Annotated in this window: 13 protein-coding genes; 6 read left to right on the top strand and 7 right to left on the bottom strand. The window is 39.1% G+C overall.

The features are described from left to right. Positions 1–52 precede the first annotated feature (52 nt). Entirely contained in the window at positions 53–1,114 is a 1,062-nt protein-coding gene (locus CWC02_RS09335) for a fatty acid desaturase family protein (protein WP_138617849.1), read from the bottom strand. Further along, positions 1,111–2,154, bottom strand: coding sequence for a flavin reductase family protein (locus CWC02_RS09330; RefSeq protein ID WP_138617847.1), 1,044 nt, complete (start codon positions 2,152–2,154; stop codon positions 1,111–1,113). Before CWC02_RS09330 ends, CWC02_RS09335 begins: the two co-directional genes overlap by 4 nt. A gap of 323 nt (positions 2,155–2,477) precedes the next feature. On the opposite strand from CWC02_RS09330, the gene CWC02_RS09325 reads away from it, so the two are divergent. From CWC02_RS09325 to CWC02_RS09310, 4 genes are all read left to right on the top strand, one after another. Continuing rightward, positions 2,478–4,592: an EAL domain-containing protein gene (locus tag CWC02_RS09325; RefSeq protein ID WP_138617845.1), complete on the top strand. Its 2,115-nt coding sequence runs from the start codon at positions 2,478–2,480 to the stop codon at positions 4,590–4,592. A gap of 87 nt (positions 4,593–4,679) precedes the next feature. After that, a complete protein-coding gene (locus CWC02_RS09320; protein WP_054553551.1) occupies positions 4,680–5,948 on the top strand; it encodes an ABC transporter substrate-binding protein in 1,269 nt (422 codons plus the stop codon). Positions 5,949–5,957: 9 nt separating this feature from the next. Next, a complete protein-coding gene (locus CWC02_RS09315; RefSeq protein WP_138617843.1) occupies positions 5,958–8,219 on the top strand; it encodes an ATP-binding protein in 2,262 nt (753 codons plus the stop codon). 17 nt (positions 8,220–8,236) lie between these two features. Further along, positions 8,237–11,701 carry an ATP-binding protein gene (locus tag CWC02_RS09310; protein WP_138617841.1) on the top strand — a complete coding sequence of 1,155 codons (3,465 nt, stop codon included), beginning with the start codon at positions 8,237–8,239 and terminating at the stop codon, positions 11,699–11,701. 296 nt (positions 11,702–11,997) lie between these two features. Here the strand turns inward: CWC02_RS09310 and CWC02_RS09305 are convergent, their stop codons facing one another. The 5 genes from CWC02_RS09305 to exbB are packed head-to-tail and all read right to left on the bottom strand — an operon-like array spanning position 11,998 to position 15,219. Next, the gene (locus CWC02_RS09305; RefSeq protein ID WP_138617839.1) at positions 11,998–12,381 is read right to left on the bottom strand and encodes a YbaN family protein; all 384 of its coding nucleotides are present in this window, start codon (positions 12,379–12,381) and stop codon (positions 11,998–12,000) included. Positions 12,382–12,427: 46 nt separating this feature from the next. Next, positions 12,428–13,033: a biliverdin-producing heme oxygenase gene (locus tag CWC02_RS09300; RefSeq protein ID WP_138617837.1), complete on the bottom strand. Its 606-nt coding sequence runs from the start codon at positions 13,031–13,033 to the stop codon at positions 12,428–12,430. A gap of 23 nt (positions 13,034–13,056) precedes the next feature. Beyond that, positions 13,057–13,911, bottom strand: coding sequence for an energy transducer TonB (locus CWC02_RS09295; RefSeq protein ID WP_138617835.1), 855 nt, complete (start codon positions 13,909–13,911; stop codon positions 13,057–13,059). Then, a complete protein-coding gene (locus CWC02_RS09290; RefSeq protein WP_054553556.1) occupies positions 13,911–14,342 on the bottom strand; it encodes a biopolymer transporter ExbD in 432 nt (143 codons plus the stop codon). Before CWC02_RS09290 ends, CWC02_RS09295 begins: the two co-directional genes overlap by 1 nt. Before the next feature lie 4 nt (positions 14,343–14,346). Next, entirely contained in the window at positions 14,347–15,219 is an 873-nt protein-coding gene (gene exbB, locus CWC02_RS09285) for a tonB-system energizer ExbB (RefSeq protein WP_212751476.1), read from the bottom strand. 286 nt (positions 15,220–15,505) lie between these two features. On the opposite strand from exbB, the gene CWC02_RS09280 reads away from it, so the two are divergent. Continuing rightward, complete coding sequence (locus tag CWC02_RS09280) at positions 15,506–16,009, top strand: sigma-70 family RNA polymerase sigma factor (protein WP_200909101.1); 504 nt, start codon at positions 15,506–15,508, stop codon at positions 16,007–16,009. 6 nt (positions 16,010–16,015) lie between these two features. Then, a complete protein-coding gene (locus CWC02_RS09275; RefSeq protein WP_138599164.1) occupies positions 16,016–16,981 on the top strand; it encodes a FecR family protein in 966 nt (321 codons plus the stop codon). Positions 16,982–16,999: the final 18 nt, after the last annotated feature.

Below are 16,999 nucleotides of genomic sequence, written 5' to 3'. Positions count from 1 at the left end.
AGGGAAGTATACCTAAAGCTATACGCTAGCAGAATTTGCTAGCGTATTTCAATTACGGAAAAGAGTAGCGCACAATTCGTTTTACGACAGAAAAGTACTGGCGAAAGAAGCCGCCGGTATTGTAGTGGATGCCGTGCTCTTTAAAGATAGCTTGCACCTTAGGGGCAATTTCGCGGTAGCGTTTTGCGGGTAAATCTGGGAATAAGTGATGTTCTATTTGATAGCTCAAGTGCCCAGTCATTACATGAAACAGGTTACCCCCTTTGATATTTGATGACCCCAACGCTTGGCGGTAATACCACTGGCCTTGTGATTCATTTTCGCAGTCTTGCTGGTTAAATGTTTCAACTTCACCGGTAAAGTGCCCGCAAAATATAATGGTTGAGGTCCACAGGTTACGTAATAAATTAGCCGCTAGGTTGCCCGTAAAAACCCACAAGAATAAAGGCCCAGCAAGGAGTGGAAAGAGCAGATAGTCTTTCACTAGCTGGCGTGCACCCTTACTAAAAAAGCGCTTTTTCAGTTCGCTGTGCGATACTTTGTAATCACGGTCATCTTTTTTCTTGCCAAAAAATACTCGCTCGGCTGCCATTTCATGGTACGACACACCCCATTGAAACAGCACACTGAGCAATAGGTAAGTGACAAATTGCCACAGGTTTTTTACTCGCCAACGAAAGTCATTCGATAAGCGCAGTAATCCATAACCGAAGTCGCGATCTTTACCAATAATATTGGTATAGGTGTGGTGCTCGTAGTTGTGAACGCGGTTCCAGCTAGCCCCATCGCACGCTATATCCCACTCGTAAGACCTTGAATTTATGTATTTATCATTCATCCAATCGTATTGGCCATGCATCACATTGTGGCCAATTTCCATGTTATCGAGGATTTTTGCAATGGCTAAACTAAGCACACCCACGAGCCATAAAACAGGCTGAATAAAGCCTAGCATTAATAGAATTCGGCCACTCCATTCAAACACTCGCTGGCAAACAATAACGCGGCGAATGTATTTCGCGTCTTGCTCACCGAGTTTAGATTTTACATCTGCTTTAACGCTATCGAGTTGAGCTGCTAATTTTTCATAATTGACTGTTTTTGTTGTGTTCATGCTGATAACTCCACGTCACTGACTGGTTGCGATATACAAAGTTGAATTAACTGCTCTGAGCTATCAGAGAACTCACCGGTGCGAATATCACGCACGATGCCTTGCTTTTTGACGCATTGGCATTGGTGGCAAATCCCCATACCACAGCCAACTGTCACAGGTTGCTTATTCGCTTGTAAGTGGGTCAGTAAGGTTTGTTGGTTATCAATCGTGAATGTTTTGCCCTGATGAGTGAGTGTTAAATCGTGCTTATCAGAGGTTGCTAAAACAGCAGGGACTGCACTGAAATGCTCACTGTCTATAGGCGTATTTAATTGCTTAGCTAAAGCGGCTGCTTGCTTATACAAAGCAGCAGGGCCGCACACTAACCAGTGTTTATGCGCATTTGTTGTCAGCCATGTCGTCGCATTACCGTCTTTGCCGCGCTCAAGTAAGTGATAATCAAAATTGCTCAGTGATTGCTTTAATTGCTCAAGCTCATCTTTAAGCCAGTGGCTGTTCGGCTTTGCATAGTAAAGCAGGGTTATAGTGTGTTTGCTATCTGCAGGTAAAGATTTAAGCATGGCTATGAATGGCGTAATGCCTGAGCCACCGGCAAGCATGATTAAAGATCGCGCGGTATTTGGCATAACAAACTGGCCTTTAGGCTCAGAAATATTAAGCCATTGCCCTGGCCTCAAATTTGTTAGCTTTGATGTAAATGCGCCGATTTCTTGGCTGCGGATCAATAAACGAATTTGTCGCTGCTGCCTTGCCAATTGTGGTTCGCTTGCGATGGTAAACACGCGCGTAAGCAGTCGTCCATTTGTTTGAATTGTTAACGCAATGTGCTGGCCTGCTTGATGAACTGGCCATGCTTTTTCTGGCTCAATAATCAACTCAACGCTTTGTTCAGCAAACACCTGTACATGCTTTACTTGTGCACGAAAGTAGCCTTCGCGCCAGCCTGGTTTAAAGCACTGAACCACCGGCTCCCAGTATCCTGCCCATGACTGATGATGCAATAAATGTTTTGATAATGAATTTAATAACGCTCTCATTTTTCGCCTTTAGCTTACAAGTGTACGCTCATTTGGCGCACAAGTGTAAGCTGAAATGTGATAATTGCAAGTCTAATTTGAGTAATTATTCTAAAAAGCAGTTGACCAAGGTTTTTAAAAGCGGCATCGAAGCAAGACTATTTAGAGTAAGGCCAAGCAAAGCGCTCTTTTAGCTAGTTAAAAGGAATTGGCTTTGGCTTAGAAAGTTAAAGCAGTTAATGAAAATGGATTTAATTTTAATTTTTCTAATGAAAAAGTGTTGCCGCTTTTTTGATTTTCGAACTATGTTTAATCAGGTACAAATACGTAGTAGAGGGAAAAAGATGGTCGATAATTGCACTATTCTTATCATTGATGATGAAGAGATTAACACTTTACAACTTGAACACGCACTAGAAGATGTTGGTAACATAATCACCTTAAACGACAGTACCCAAGCACTAGAGTTAATCCATAAAGCAAAGCCTGATGTTTTGCTACTTGATTTAGAAATGCCAAAAATTAGTGGCTTTGATATTTTACAAGAACTTCAATTCAACCCAGAGTTTGAACAGCTACGAATTATTGTTATTACTTCACATGGTGATCCACAAATTGAAGAATCAGCATTATCTTTAGGCGCAATTGATTTTATTTCTAAACCTCTGAACTTAAAGTTATGTCGATTGCGAATAGAAAATCACGTTAAAGTTAAAGCGCAAGAGAATATTTTACAAAATACCCAAGCTGCTTTATTTGCTGAAAAAGAGCATTTACGTATTACAATTGATTCGATAGCAGACGGCGTTATTTCAACGGATCAACATGCCCAAATTACTTATATGAACCCTGTAGCGCAAAGGCTTACGGGCTGGTCTCAAACTGCTGCAAAGGGTCGTCATATTGAAGAGGTGATGAAATTAACTGACTCCACAACAAAAACACCTTCAATAAACCCGCTTACTGTTGCTCTAAAGGAAAACCGCCCTGTGGCGATGGCAATAAACACGCAACTAACGAGTAAACAAGGGGTTGAACACCGAGTTGAAGATAGCGCAGCACCAATTTTAAATGAAAAAAAACAACAATGCGGTGCTGTTATGGTTTTTCAAGATGTTAGTGAAACGCTCGCTATGTCGGTTCAAATGACGTACTTGTCACATCATGATCAACTAACCTCACTACCAAACCGCGTATTACTGCATGATAGATTAACTCAAGGTATTGCCAGAGCCTCTTTTAATGACACTAAGTTAAGTTTATTACTGCTCGATTTGGACAAATTTAAGTTTATAAATGATGCGTTAGGCCATCATATTGGAGACGAAATTATTGCTCATATTGGCCACTCTTTAGATTGCTTTGCTTGTAACGATATTACAGTTGCACGTGTCGGGGGGGATGAATTTGCGCTTGTTGTCCCTCATGAGTCACATTCTTTGAGTCTAGAGCCTTTGATAAATCAAGTGCTTAATGTAATTAGTAAGCCATTTCGCTCTGGTGGCGAACAACATATTCTTTCTGCAAGCTTAGGCATAAGTGTTTACCCTGATGATGCTAATTGTGTTGAAGAAATGCTTCGCCATGCAGACTCCGCTATGTATAAGGCAAAGAACGAAGCGGCAAATAGTTATTGCTATTTCAGCACAGACTTACAGGTTGAAATGAATAAACGCCTTGATGTAGGTAATAAGTTAAGAAAAGCCCTCGAAAATAACGCCCTTGATGTGCACTATCAACCTAAATACGATTTACGTAGTGGCGAAATGGTTGGCGTAGAAAGTTTAGTTCGTTTAAGTGATGATGAGGGCGGATTTATATCACCACTGAATTTTATTGAGTATGCTGAAGAAACGGGCTTAATTTTTAGGTTAGGCGAGCAAGTTTTAGAAAAAAGCTGTATTAGTGCAAAACGCTGGTTAGATGCAGGTGTGCCGACAAAAGTAGCCGTAAATATTTCCGCTAAACAGTTTACCGACTCAAAACTTGTAGACACAGTCGCGATGATTTTAGAGAAAACTCAGCTACCGAGTAAATATTTAGAGTTAGAAGTGACAGAGTCAGCGCTAATTGAAAACTATGAGTATGCGGTCAATCAACTTAAATTAATTGCCAATATGAAAGTAAGTATTGCCCTTGATGATTTTGGTACAGGGTATTCTAGCTTGTCGTATCTAAGGCTGTTTCCTTTAAATGTATTGAAAATAGATCAGTCCTTTGTACGTGATATGCTAACTGATTCGCAAGCGCTTGATATTGTTTCAACGATTATTGAACTTGCGCACTCTCTTCATCTTCAAATTGTTGCTGAAGGAATAGAAACGGCTGAGCAAAAAAACAAACTAGATGAGCTGGGCTGTGCCACAGGGCAAGGCTACTTGCTTGGTAAGCCAATGAATTATGAAAGCCTAACGCAATTGCTTTTACCCTCGTTGCACAATAACGACCAGTATGTTTGAGCTTAAGTTTATCTTTTGTATGTCTTTTGAATCAATTTTTGAAATTTATTCTACACTTTAAAAACTATAAATTCGTTGGAACTTCAAATGACTAACTCAGTTGATCGTCGGCGTTTTCTTAAAGGTTTAGGAGCTGGCGCGGCCGTCTCTACTCTTGCATTTAAAGCACCTTATGTTTTTGCTAAAAATAAAGTCACATTAAGGGTGCTTGGCACACATGTTACATTGCAAGAAGAACTCAGAAGCAGGGCAATGCGTGAATTAGGCATTAACCTAGAGTTTACGCCAATGGGAAGCGCCGCCGTTTTACAAAAAGCAGCAGCAAATCCAAGTTCATTTGATTTGTACGAACAATGGTCAGACTCAATTAATATTTTATGGCAAGCGGGGGCAATTCAACCTATCGATATAGATAGGCTTGTTTATTGGGATGAAATAAACCCATTAACAAAAACCGGAAAAATAGTCCCTGAAGCTAAACTTGGCGCGGGCGACTCTCCTAATAAACTGCTTTATGTTCAAGACGACGGTACGCTATCGCAAACTCCGAGCAAAGCAATTAGCTTTATGCCTTATGTTCATAATGTTGACTCATTCGGATACAACACCCAAGTGATAGAGCAAGGGATCCCTTATCAAACTGAATCATGGGCTTGGTTACTTGATGAAAAACACAAAGGAAAAGTTGCGCTAGTAAACGCCCCTACAATAGGTATCTTTGATGCGGCCCTTGCTGCGCAGGGTCAGGGACTAATGACTTTTAATGACATGGGCGATATGAGTATTGCCGAAATTGATCAACTTTTTGCTATTTTATTAGAAAAAAAACGACAAGGGCATTTTTCTGGCTTTTGGACATCGGTTCCACAATCGGTGGACTTTATGAAAACAAAACGAGTAAACATCCAAAGTATGTTCTCGCCAGGGGTGAGTGCGTGTCGTGGAGCAGGCATTCCCGTGGTTTATGCATCTCCAAAAGAAGGCTACCGAGCTTGGCATGGTGTTATGTGCTTATCAGCCAATACACAAGGGCATGTAAAAGATGCAGCATACGATTATATGAATTGGTGGTTATCTGGTTATCCAGGAGCTTTTATCGCAAGGCAAGGGTACTACATTTCAAACCCAGAGCGAAGCCAGCCCTTAATGTCAAAGCCGGAGTGGAGTTATTGGTATGAGGGTAAAGAAGCCGTTGTAGATTTACGCGGTACCGATGAAAAGGTATCTGTAAAAGCGGGTCAAAAGCGTGATGGTGGTAGCTATATTCAGCGATTTTCAAATATCGCAGTATGGAATACTGTGATGCCTAATTACGATTACAGCTTAGATAAATGGTTTGAATTGTTAAATTCATAAGGGCTTAGATTGCTTAACATCTTTTCTAAATCAATTGCTGCAAAGATGTCGCTGGCGCTGCTGCTATTACTATTAGCATTGAGTGCTAGTTTTTTTGTAATGGATAAGCGATTAAAAACCATAGAAACGGCATTTGTAGAGATTAGCCGTATCAGTAATTATGCGGTGAGTATCTTAAGAATAAATAAAGACATTGTAGAGATGCAGCGTGATATTTCTGTGTACGGCAACTCAGGGAGTAAGTCTGTTTTTAATAAAATAGAAGATAACTTTCAAAGTATAAAAAAACGTTTAGGTAATATAAATTTTAATCAAAATGAAGCAAACAGTCAGGTTTACTTAGATTCGATGTCTGAGCTTTTGAGTCGATACGATGAGAACCTAGCAGTACTTACAAAACGCTATGAGGTCAGGGCACATTTAATCTATCAGGTGTTACCAAGTATATACACCAATGCGATAGCAGAACTTGAAACTTTGAAATCAAATAGCATCAATACAGAAGATAAATTAAGTATCGCAGAGCTTACTAACCTATGGCATTCAATGCATCACGATGCGTATCAATTTTTATCGAAGAAAGACTATTCAAAAAGGGCTAAAGTGAATACTACACTGCGCTTGCTTAATCAAAAACTACAAGTGCTTCAAGGTCCTGCGATAACACTCGATAAAATGTCCCAGTTTACTGCTAATTATCAGCAGCAATTCTCTAAAAGTATTCAAGCTAACCGTCATTACTTAAGTTTAGTCAATGTGGTTATGGCAGGTGATGCTATTGAATTTAGTACCTTATCAAACCAGCTAAGAGAGCTTTCTTTATCGAGATTAAAACAAATTAAATCGGAGGCTGAAAAAACAGTTTCAAATTCTGAGCGTATTTTAAAGCTCCTTGCGATCGGTGTTGTTATTTATATTGTGGCTTTTGCAATTGCGTTTCATTTGCAAATTTCGCATGCAATTAAGCGCCTTACCGTTAGTTTTAAATACTTTTTGAGTGGTGACCTTTCGGCCAAAATTTATGATTTAAATCGCAAAGATGAAATTGGTGTTTTAGCGAATGCAGCAGAACGATTCAGGGTTTTAAGTAAAGACCTTGCAGATGCAAAGCAATCAGCTGAGCGTACAGCGAAAGTAAAATCTGAATTCTTAGCAAATATGAGTCATGAGATCAGAACTCCTATGAATGGTGTTTTAGGTATGGCTCGGCAGCTAAGTCGCACACCATTATCGGCAGAGCAAGCAAAGATGCTCAATATCATTAAATCATCAGGTGCAAGTTTACTGGTTATTATTAACGATATTTTAGATTTGAGTAAAATTGAGGCTGCTAAAGTAGAGCTTGAGTCAGGTCCAATTGAATTAAGCTCCTTGTTGAACGAGTTAACGCATTTATTTTCGCAACAAGCTGAAAATAAAGGTATTGAGTTATTTATTACGACAACGCCAGAGCTCACCGACTTTATATTTTTAGGTGATGAAACTCGGCTCAAACAAGTACTCATTAATTTATTAGGCAATGCAATTAAGTTCACTCATCGTGGTAGCGTGTTACTCAACGTCATTATTGAAGAAGTAGTGAATGATGAGTTTAAAGTAACTTTTAGTGTATCTGACACGGGTATTGGTATTGCCAATGAACAGCTAGATTCTTTGTTTGACGCTTTCTCTCAAGCAGATGCTTCTATTACTCGTCGCTTCGGTGGCACTGGGCTTGGCCTGACTATCTCAAGCAAGTTGTTACATTTGATGAATTCGTCATTAAAAGTAGAAAGTGAACCAGATAAAGGCTCTATGTTTTATTTTGAGCTTAATGTTACCCGAACATTCATAACCCCTGCTATCAGTGAAAGCCTTCTTGAAGAGAGTAGTGAAAAGTCCGTTGATTTTTCCCATGTAACTGCACTGGTGGTTGAAGACAATGATATTAACCAAGTGGTAATCGAGTCTATGCTGGCTGAGTTTAATATTAAGTCGATCAGTTTAGCTGATGATGGGGAACAGGCCATAGCACAGTGTGAAATAGGGGCGTTTGATATTATTTTTATGGATATGCAAATGCCGGTATTGGGTGGCCCTGAGGCAACATTGAAAATTAGAAAACTACCTGCCTATAAGCACACACCCATAGTGGCATTAACCGCAAATGTGCTTGCAGCAGACAAACAGCGATGCTTTGAAGCGGGTATGAACGACTTTATTGGCAAGCCAATTAAGTTCGAAAACTTAAAACGTGTTTTGGTTAAGTGGTGCTCTCAGCATCACCAATAAACTAACAAGGAAGCAATGTGAACAGTCTCAATATAGATAATAAAAGCACAATGTCATCTAAAACGTTTTTGTTATTTGTTTCATTAATTTTTAGCGTTTTTGCTGCCATCGCTGTCTACTTTTTCGAGGGGCATGTTAAACGGGATGCGTTAAACTCAATTGATCAAGAGTTTACAGAAACAAACCAGCGTTTAAAGAAAATACTCACATCTTCGATATTGCAGTCGAAATCTGATTTACGATTTTTATATTCAACGCCCCCTATAGCTGGCCTACCTCGGGCTCATTTTAATGATGGAATTGACCCCTACGATGGTACAACCTATCAGCAATGGAAGGAGCGGCTTGAAACCATTTTTATAGGCTTTATGGAGAACAACCTTGCGGTTGAACAGCTGCGCATAATAGCTGTGAGCGCAGAAGGAAAAGAGTTAATTCGTGTGCAACGTGTTGGCGCTTCAGTAGAAGCTGTACCTGACTATTCTTTACAAGCGAAAAGTGCAGAACCTTATTTTTTGCCAAGTTCATTATTAGAAGTGAACCAAATATACATGTCGCCTATGTCGCTAAACAAAGAGTTTGGCGAGGTAGTGTTTCCTTACAAACCCATGTTGCGTTTTTCTATACCCATATACAGTGATAAAGGAAAGCGTTTTGCTTTTTTAATCATGAATGTAAATGCCACCCCATTAATACAGAAGCTAAAAGAAACTATTTTTGATTATTCTCAGTTAGTGATCAGCAGTTCAGAGGGAGATTTTATTTATCACCCTTATGAAGGGTATCAATTCACGAGAGACTTAGATCCGTCTATTACATGGCAGTCAGTGTACGATCAGCCTGTTCAGCACCAAGGGCTATATTTAGTTACTGCAACTTCACCAACAACTCAGCAGTTTTATGTTCATTCAGAAAAAGTACAAACAAGACCAGGTAAAAGTTATGGCTTTATCAATTTTAATCTTTTAGTGGCTAAGCAATACGTTGATAAAGTAATAAATGAAAAGCGGGTCATGACCTATAGCTTATTAATTTTGATAATTCTTTTTACGGGGGTATTACTGTTAACGTTTTACCGAAACGCAAACCGGAGCCAGTTACTAGCAGAGGCTAGAAGAGAAGCGTCTGCTATCGTTGAAGGGTCGATAGATGCCATTGTTGGTTTAAATCTAGAAGGTAAATTGACAAGTTTAAATAAAACAGCTGAAAACCTATTAATGTTGGCAAGTTCGATGTCGATAGGAAAAGCGAGTAAAGATATTGATTTTTTGGCCCGATTACCTATTCCTGATTACATTGCGGATATTCAAAACTCAAAAACACAAATCAAAGATGAATGCAGTATTTCTGAAAACGGTGTGGTGAATTATTTCGCCATTTCGGTCAGCCCTGTTTTTTCGGATCAGCGCGTTTTAATCGGGGTTGCATTGATTATTAGAGATATTAGCAAAGAGCAAGAAGCTGCGAATAAAGTTAAACGTTTAAATTCGGAGCTTGAGGCAAAAGTAAGGCAAAGAACTCAAGCACTTGCTGAAGCTAAAGATGAAGCAATAAAGCACAGCGATATCAAAAGCGCATTTATATCTAATATCAGTCATGAACTTCGCACGCCATTAAATGGAGTGATTGGCACGTTGAATATTTTAAAACGTCAAACATTGCCCGATAATGCCCGTAAGCTTGTAGATATGATGGAGTTAAGTGCTTCAAATTTAAGGCTATTAATAAATGATATTTTAGATTTATCTAAAATTGAGTCGGGTAAACTCGATTTAAACATTCAAAAAATCAAACCTCAATTACTGATCGAAAGTTTAGTCGAGTCATGCTCTGTGAGGGCTTTTGATAAAGGTCTTGATGTTTATTTAGATACGAGCGGGCTGGCTTGTTACGAAGTTAAGACTGATCCACTTAGGCTTACTCAGATCATTAATAATTTGATTAGTAATGCGATTAAGTTTACAGAGCAAGGCTTTATCAAAGTAACGGCATCATCTGAGCAGGTTTCTAATACAGAGCATACCTTAAAAATTACCGTGCAAGATACGGGGATAGGAATAGAGTTAAATACTCAACGTCATTTATTTGATGCATTTCAACAAGCTAATAGTTCTATAGCCGACAACTATGGCGGAACAGGGCTTGGTTTATCAATATGCAAACAGCTGTGTAATATAATGAATGGTGATATTGCAGTTAATTCTGCAATTAATGAAGGGAGCGCATTTAGCTTTTACATTAAAGTTGGGAGTAGCCAAGCCCCTAAACCAGATGTTTCAGACTATTATAATCATAAACGTATTTTATTGATTAGTAACAACTCGCAATGCCATGATGTGATGCAAAAGTTACTAAAAGTATATGGGGCTGATGTTAAAGTTAGCGACATAAACACACTTGCTGATGAACATACAAGCAATGTTGATTATGTTTTTATTGATTATGAAAGTATTCAAGCGATAAACCCTCAATCACTGGTAAATAGCCTCGCGAATACATTAGAAAAAGGCCGTATAATTTTACTGCATCTACCAACTAACCCCCTTCCAAAGGCGCTCGATACAAAAGTTACATCCCTTAATAAACCAATTACACAAACTAATTTATTGAGAGTTGCAGGTTTTGAAGTATCAGAAAATGAGCCACTTTATTTGCTGAGTGAAAACAGAACGACAGAAAATGACATAACAGCAGATGTTTTAACCCAACTTAAAGGCTGCCGAATATTAATTGTGGATGACAATGATATAAATATTGAAGTTGCACTTGGCGCCTTAGATGGATTGCCTATAGAGGTTATTACTGCTCAAAATGGTCAAGAAGCGCTGGAAATTTTATTAAATTCTAAAGCGAGTAACGAAGTTATTCATTGTATTTTAATGGACTGCCAAATGCCGGTTCTCAATGGTTATGAAGTGTGTGAAAAAATCCGAGCCGCAGAGGCTGGTCAATACTATGCACAAATTCCCATCATAGCAATGACGGCAAGTGATATGGCTGGTGAGAAGGAAAAGTGTATTGCAGTTGGAATGAGTGATTATGTTAGTAAACCTATCCAAGCTCACGAAGTTCAGTCAAAAGTTGTTAAGTGGTCTTTATCGAATTACGAGGGAGATTCGCTTAGTACTGAACAAAGTAATTTAGAGACTCTTTGGGATCGTGAGCAAGCATTGGTTAGACTTTTAAATAAAGAAGCCTTATTAATCAAAATATGCGAGATGTTCATTACTAAAGCGCCGCTAAGGCTTAAAGAATTGCAAAGCCAAATTAATGCTAAAGATAGTGAGCAAGTTCGTCAGGTTGCACATGCCTTAAAGGGGATGTGCGGAGAAATAAGTGCCAGTCACTTGAGAAGTTTATTCGCTGACGTTGAAAAAAAAGCGAGCGAAGGCAATTTAAACCTTGAGAAAACTATTATAGAAATAGAGCAAATACTTACCCAGCTTATTACTGATATCACTCAATGGTTAGAAGAAAATTAGTTTATGTTTCATTCAAAGAGCAATTTAAAAATAAACACAATTTTACGATATCGAATTATACCAATTCGCTTAATAAAGTGGTTTATTTTGAAGCAATAAAATCTCGTTGATAACAAGGCAAAAATTTCGTTATTCAGTTGTGCTCGGCAATTGCCTCTTGATTGCTTTACCTTCTGCATCCATGCGGTCGTAAAGCAGAAATTTTTAACGCAGATAGTGGGTTTAATCCCTTAAAATGATTAAGTATTATTGCAGATTAGTATTAGCTGTAACTTTAAACAGCTAACGTGAGTTTCTTACTCAGCTGCAACCGGCCTTGATAAGACATACCAAGCAGACAATAGTATAAACAAAGCGACTGTTGTTGTAAGCGGCCACGCTGGTGACGCACCAAGATAAAATAATATGAAGCCTATTGCCATCCCCACACAGGCAATACATTTAACTTTACGCGAAATCGCGCCATATTGTTGCCAGTTTCTTAATGTTGGTCCGTAATGGCGATGATTTAAAAGCCAGGCTTCGAACCGCGATGAGGAGCGCCCAAAGCAATAAACAGCAACAATTAAAAAAACAGTCGTAGGCATCACGGGTAGAATCGCACCTATAATTCCAAGCCCTGTAAAAATTAAACCTGTGAGAAAGAATAGTACTTTCAGTACGTTGGAACCTTCAGTCATTCCGTGTGCGTTTTTTATTTTGTTGCTGCTCATTTTTATTTTTGACTTATGCAAATGTTTTATCGACTAGCTCACGAACAAACGAAAATGCTTGTTGAGCAGCAATAAGCGCATTTTTTCTTTGTAAATCATCAAGCTCTATTTTATTGATTGAATTAGAAAACTGTTGCCATGCAGCACCGCGGCCTTGCTCGGCTGGTGCTAAATGTCTAGCGCCAAATGTCTCTGATAAATCAATACGTTTGGCGGCTTTTAATAAATATTCTGCACCGAGGTTTGAGCCTTCAACTACATACAACCACGCTAAGCCTTGTTCAAATGAGAATGTGTGCTTATCAGCGTATTGCTTACGAATTTCATCGGCCTGCTGTTTAAATGATAAATCGCATAAATCATCGTACACAGCATCTAAGCGCTGCATACCTGCAAGCCCTGCAATGCAATCTTGAAACCTTTTATCATGATATAAAGGGGCGACCGTAATATGAAATGCTAGCTGTACTTGTAAAAACAATGCATAGCGTTCAATGTTTGAAAAAGGCCTTTGAGTCATAATCGCTTTATCTAAACCATCATGAATAGAAGTTGTTTCTGCTTTAAACTGGGCTGTTAAAGTGTTCTCTTTAATTGTTTCCATATCCAATGAAGACATGATTAACTCCGTGTAGCTAATATTTAATTTATAAAAAATTCAACAGGTAAGGTGAGCGTTAATGTAGTACCTGTTATTTCGTCTGGGGGTAAGGGTAATGGTTCTGCGCGTTTGACCAGAGCAAGTACCTCTTCATCAAGGGATGACACACCGCTTGCTCTAAATAAAGAGACTGCAATTACTTGGCCTTCTCGATCCATTGTAAATTTGACCCAAGGTACGCCTTGCTGACGTTTCAGTTTTGCCATTCGAGGATAGCGTTTACGTCTTTCAAGGTGAGCTGATAATTGCATTTGCCAGCGCTGCTTAGCCTCAGCTTGTTGCTTGCTAAATACATTACTTACTGGGCCTGTACGCTGTTCTGCTGGGGCTGCATCAATTGATTTTGGTGCAGTTGTCTGTGCAACAGCGCTGTCGTTCTGGGAATTTTGTTTTGTCTGTTCAACTTTCTCTTTAACAGGCTTAGCGTCATCAACAGCTGTTTCTTGCACTTTTTCAACTTTAGCTACTTTGGGTTTTTTAGTTACTTTAGGCTTTGTAATTTTAATTTCAGACTGCTTGGCGATAAGCTCTGGTTGCTCGACTTTTGGTTGTTCTTTTGGTTTGGGTTTAGGCTTACTCTCAGCTGAGGATTGACTTGCCATCTGTTGTTCAGGCCCCTCAGGTAGTGCATTTTTGGGTACTTTAGGTGCGGCTACCATACTAATGACGACGGCATCAGGCATTGCGGCATTTGCCGTTTGTGTTATTGCAACTGCTGGGCTCATAATAAAGTAAGCTGCAACCAATAGATGAACAACTAATACTGTTGAAACACAGAGTAACTGTAATTTACGATAGCCTGTTCTAAGCGTTGGCTGGCCAGCTATCATGCTCATTACTGCTGACTCGCTTGTGTTTTTTCTAGCCCAACTAACGCAATGTTCTTATAGCCTGCTTTAGAAAGAATATTCAGCAAATCAACAAAGTCCCCGTAATCCACACTGCGATCTGCGCGGATCAAAATTGCGTGCTCATGAGTGATTTTTTGCTGCAATAACGCTTCAACTAGTTCGGTTTTCGCGACAGACTGCTTTTCACCAATAACCAAAGACAAATCTTTTTGTAATGTAAGGTAAGTTGGTTTTTGTTCAGAGGCTTTCGTTTCAGAATCAATACTGGGTAGTTCAACAGGCACGCTAACTGTTGCTAATGGTGCAGCAACCATAAAAATAATCAGTAAAACCAACATAACATCAATAAACGGCGTGACATTAATGTCATGTTGTTCAACTAGTTCTTCATCATCTTGTTGTAAGTTAAAAGACACGGCTTTATTTCCCTGCAGCTTTGATTTGCTGATAGTCAATTAACTGCTCTAATGGTTTTGCTTGAGAATCTTTTGCTGATAAATCTCGGCTAAGGATTGTCATTATGACAGTCACTGTGTCTAACAATTGCGATTTATAGGCTGTTATAGAGCGTGAAAAATAGTTGTACATTACAACTGCGGGAATTGCTGCAACTAAACCAAGAGCTGTTGCAAGTAATGCTTCAGCTATGCCTGGCGCGACAACAGCAAGGTTGGTTGTTTGTGTTTTGGCGATGCTAATAAAGCTATTCATAATCCCCCAAACAGTACCAAACAAACCAACAAATGGAGCAACAGAACCAATGGTTGCTAAAACCCCCGTTCCTTTGTTCATATCTGCAGATAGCTCGGCTTTTACCCTATCTAATCGAGCTGCAACACGCTCTTTTAATGCATCACTTGTCGTTGCGTTATTACTACTTAAGTTAAGCTCATGTAGGCAAGCTTGAATTAATAGTTTTGCCGTACTTGGCTCTTGAGTTAAACCTTGTTCTGCCATTTTTAAGTTATGACTATTTAATAGTTTGACTAATAAAGCCCTGCCTTCACGTTTACTTTTATTAAGATAAATAAGCTTCGCGATAAAAATACCCCAACACACAATTGAAGCTAGTAGTAGGCCAATCATAACGGTTTTAACAATCACATCGGCCGCTAAATACATACCCCAAGGCGACAGATCATGACTAACAAAAGCTGCGCTATCGGCTAATTGTGGGTTATCTAATTTAGTTACTTGGCTTACTATTTCATTTACTGGGTCTTGCTCAGATGAATAACTATGCCCGGAAAAAAAGCCAACAAGAGCCACAAAAAGCACTACTCCAAATTTCATTAAACCTACTCCAGCCAACTGACAAAAATGGCGAAAAAAATAAACATCATATTTAATAAGACGCACCAAAATCATTTTCCCGTAATAAAAATTAAAATTTTTTGTCGACGGCGGGCATTTGCCTTAAGCGATTCGTTGTAATTCTCTGATTGAATGGAATGTTTTGAAAAGAGATTAGCCAAAAGTAGTAATTATCATATTTTAAACAACAAACTTGCCTTGAAGAAATAACAATGATACGGTAATGATAATTGTTATCATTTGCCGTTGTTGGTAGGGAACCGCAGTGCTTAATTACACCGGTATGGATCTATTTGTTCGCGACAATCAATTTTGGTTATTAAGGTTTTTACAGAAGAAACTTAACCTTCATTGCCATCATGATGCACAAGACCTTTCACAAGACACATTTATTCGTGCTCTGACTTCGTCAATTGATTTATTTGAAGTGAAAGAACCCCGTGCTTACCTTGCTACAATTGCAAATCGTTTAATTATCGATAAAGCAAGACGTAAACGCATTGAGCAAGCCTACCTTGAAGCTCAGTTAGAGTCTTCACAAGAATATGCCCCTTCGTGTGAAGAAGTGCATGAAATGATTCAAAAACTAGAGGCGTTATCGCGCTTACTTGAAGGGTTAGCAGATAAACCAAGGCGCGCATTCTTAATGGCAAGGTTAGATGGTCTGAAGTATCAAGAAATTGCTCAGGAACTGAATATATCGGTGAGTATGGTGCAAAAATATATCGCTCAAACATTGCTTCATTGTCACAGTCAATTACTCGATTAAGCCATAATGTCCGTACAGTACCCAGACTACAAATCTAAGCTTGAACAAGCCGCAAATTGGTGTGTTTTACTCAATTCTGACAACTTCACCGATGCCGATATTCAAGCCCATAGTCAGTGGCTCAAAGCCGATCCTGAAAATCAAAAAGCTTATTCAGAATTGCAAGCACTGTGGCGCGAATTTGACAGCACTGATAACAGCCATTTTGATTCGAAAATCCTTAATAGGGTACTAGATAAAGATAAGCCTAAGTCTAATCATTTTGCTAAATCGGTCGTTTTATCGGCACTTTTTGTCGGGTTTGGTCTCATAGCCAGTCATGTAGGTCTAACAGGAATCAGTTCTGATTATTACACTCTAAAAGGGGAGCAAAAAACTGTTGAGCTTAAAGATGGCTCCATACTGACTCTCAACGCGCAAACCCAAGTGGATATAGAATTTAGTTCTAAGCAACGATTGATTAAGTTGAATCAGGGAGAGATACATTTAGTGGCAAAAACTAATTCAAGTTGGCCATTAGTGGTGGAAACAGATAAAGCAACGGCAACAGCCTTGGGGACACAATTTACTGTTAAACGCCACGAACAAGATACCTTTGTCGTTGTGAGTGAATCAAAAGTAGAGCTGTGCTATTTACCTGCTCAAAAATGTGTCGTAGGTAAGGAAGGTCAAGCAATGTCAGTGGCTAATAGTCACCTCATTGGGCCAACAGCTGCAAACCCCGATATAGAATTAGCATGGTTAAATAATAGGTTAGTTGCTAATAATATGAGTTTAGCTAGGTTATTAAGTTTGCTTGAGCCTCATTATCAAGGCGTGTTTATTTACAACCAATCCGCACTTGAACATATCCGAGTTTCAGGTGTTTACCCAACAGACAATATTGCTATGGCGCTACAGATGATAGCGTCAGAACCCGCGGTGACCCATACCTCTGTCGCTAAGTATTTTGAATATATCTCATTGAAATAAAATAAGTTATAAAATTAT

The sequence above is a fragment of the Pseudoalteromonas sp. S2721 genome, from assembly GCF_005887425.1.
In the GTDB taxonomy this organism is placed as follows: Bacteria; Pseudomonadota; Gammaproteobacteria; order Enterobacterales; family Alteromonadaceae; genus Pseudoalteromonas; species Pseudoalteromonas simplex.
Note: the sequence above shows the minus strand (reverse complement) of the source record. Positions and strands in the feature narration are given on the sequence as shown.

Bases quoted from the DNA above. Each gene is read 5' to 3' on its own strand.
- CWC02_RS09335 (WP_138617849.1), bottom strand. From the start codon at position 1,114: ATGAACACAACAAAAACAGTCAATTATGAAAAATTAGCAGCTCAACTC.
- CWC02_RS09330 (WP_138617847.1), bottom strand. From the start codon at position 2,154: ATGAGAGCGTTATTAAATTCATTATCAAAACATTTATTGCATCATCAG.
- CWC02_RS09325 (WP_138617845.1), top strand. From the start codon at position 2,478: ATGGTCGATAATTGCACTATTCTTATCATTGATGATGAAGAGATTAAC.
- CWC02_RS09320 (WP_054553551.1), top strand. From the start codon at position 4,680: ATGACTAACTCAGTTGATCGTCGGCGTTTTCTTAAAGGTTTAGGAGCT.
- CWC02_RS09305 (WP_138617839.1), bottom strand. From the start codon at position 12,381: ATGACTGAAGGTTCCAACGTACTGAAAGTACTATTCTTTCTCACAGGT.
- CWC02_RS09300 (WP_138617837.1), bottom strand. From the start codon at position 13,033: ATGTCTTCATTGGATATGGAAACAATTAAAGAGAACACTTTAACAGCC.
- CWC02_RS09295 (WP_138617835.1), bottom strand. From the start codon at position 13,911: ATGAGCATGATAGCTGGCCAGCCAACGCTTAGAACAGGCTATCGTAAA.
- exbB (WP_212751476.1), bottom strand. From the start codon at position 15,219: ATGAAATTTGGAGTAGTGCTTTTTGTGGCTCTTGTTGGCTTTTTTTCC.
- CWC02_RS09275 (WP_138599164.1), top strand. From the start codon at position 16,016: ATGTCCGTACAGTACCCAGACTACAAATCTAAGCTTGAACAAGCCGCA.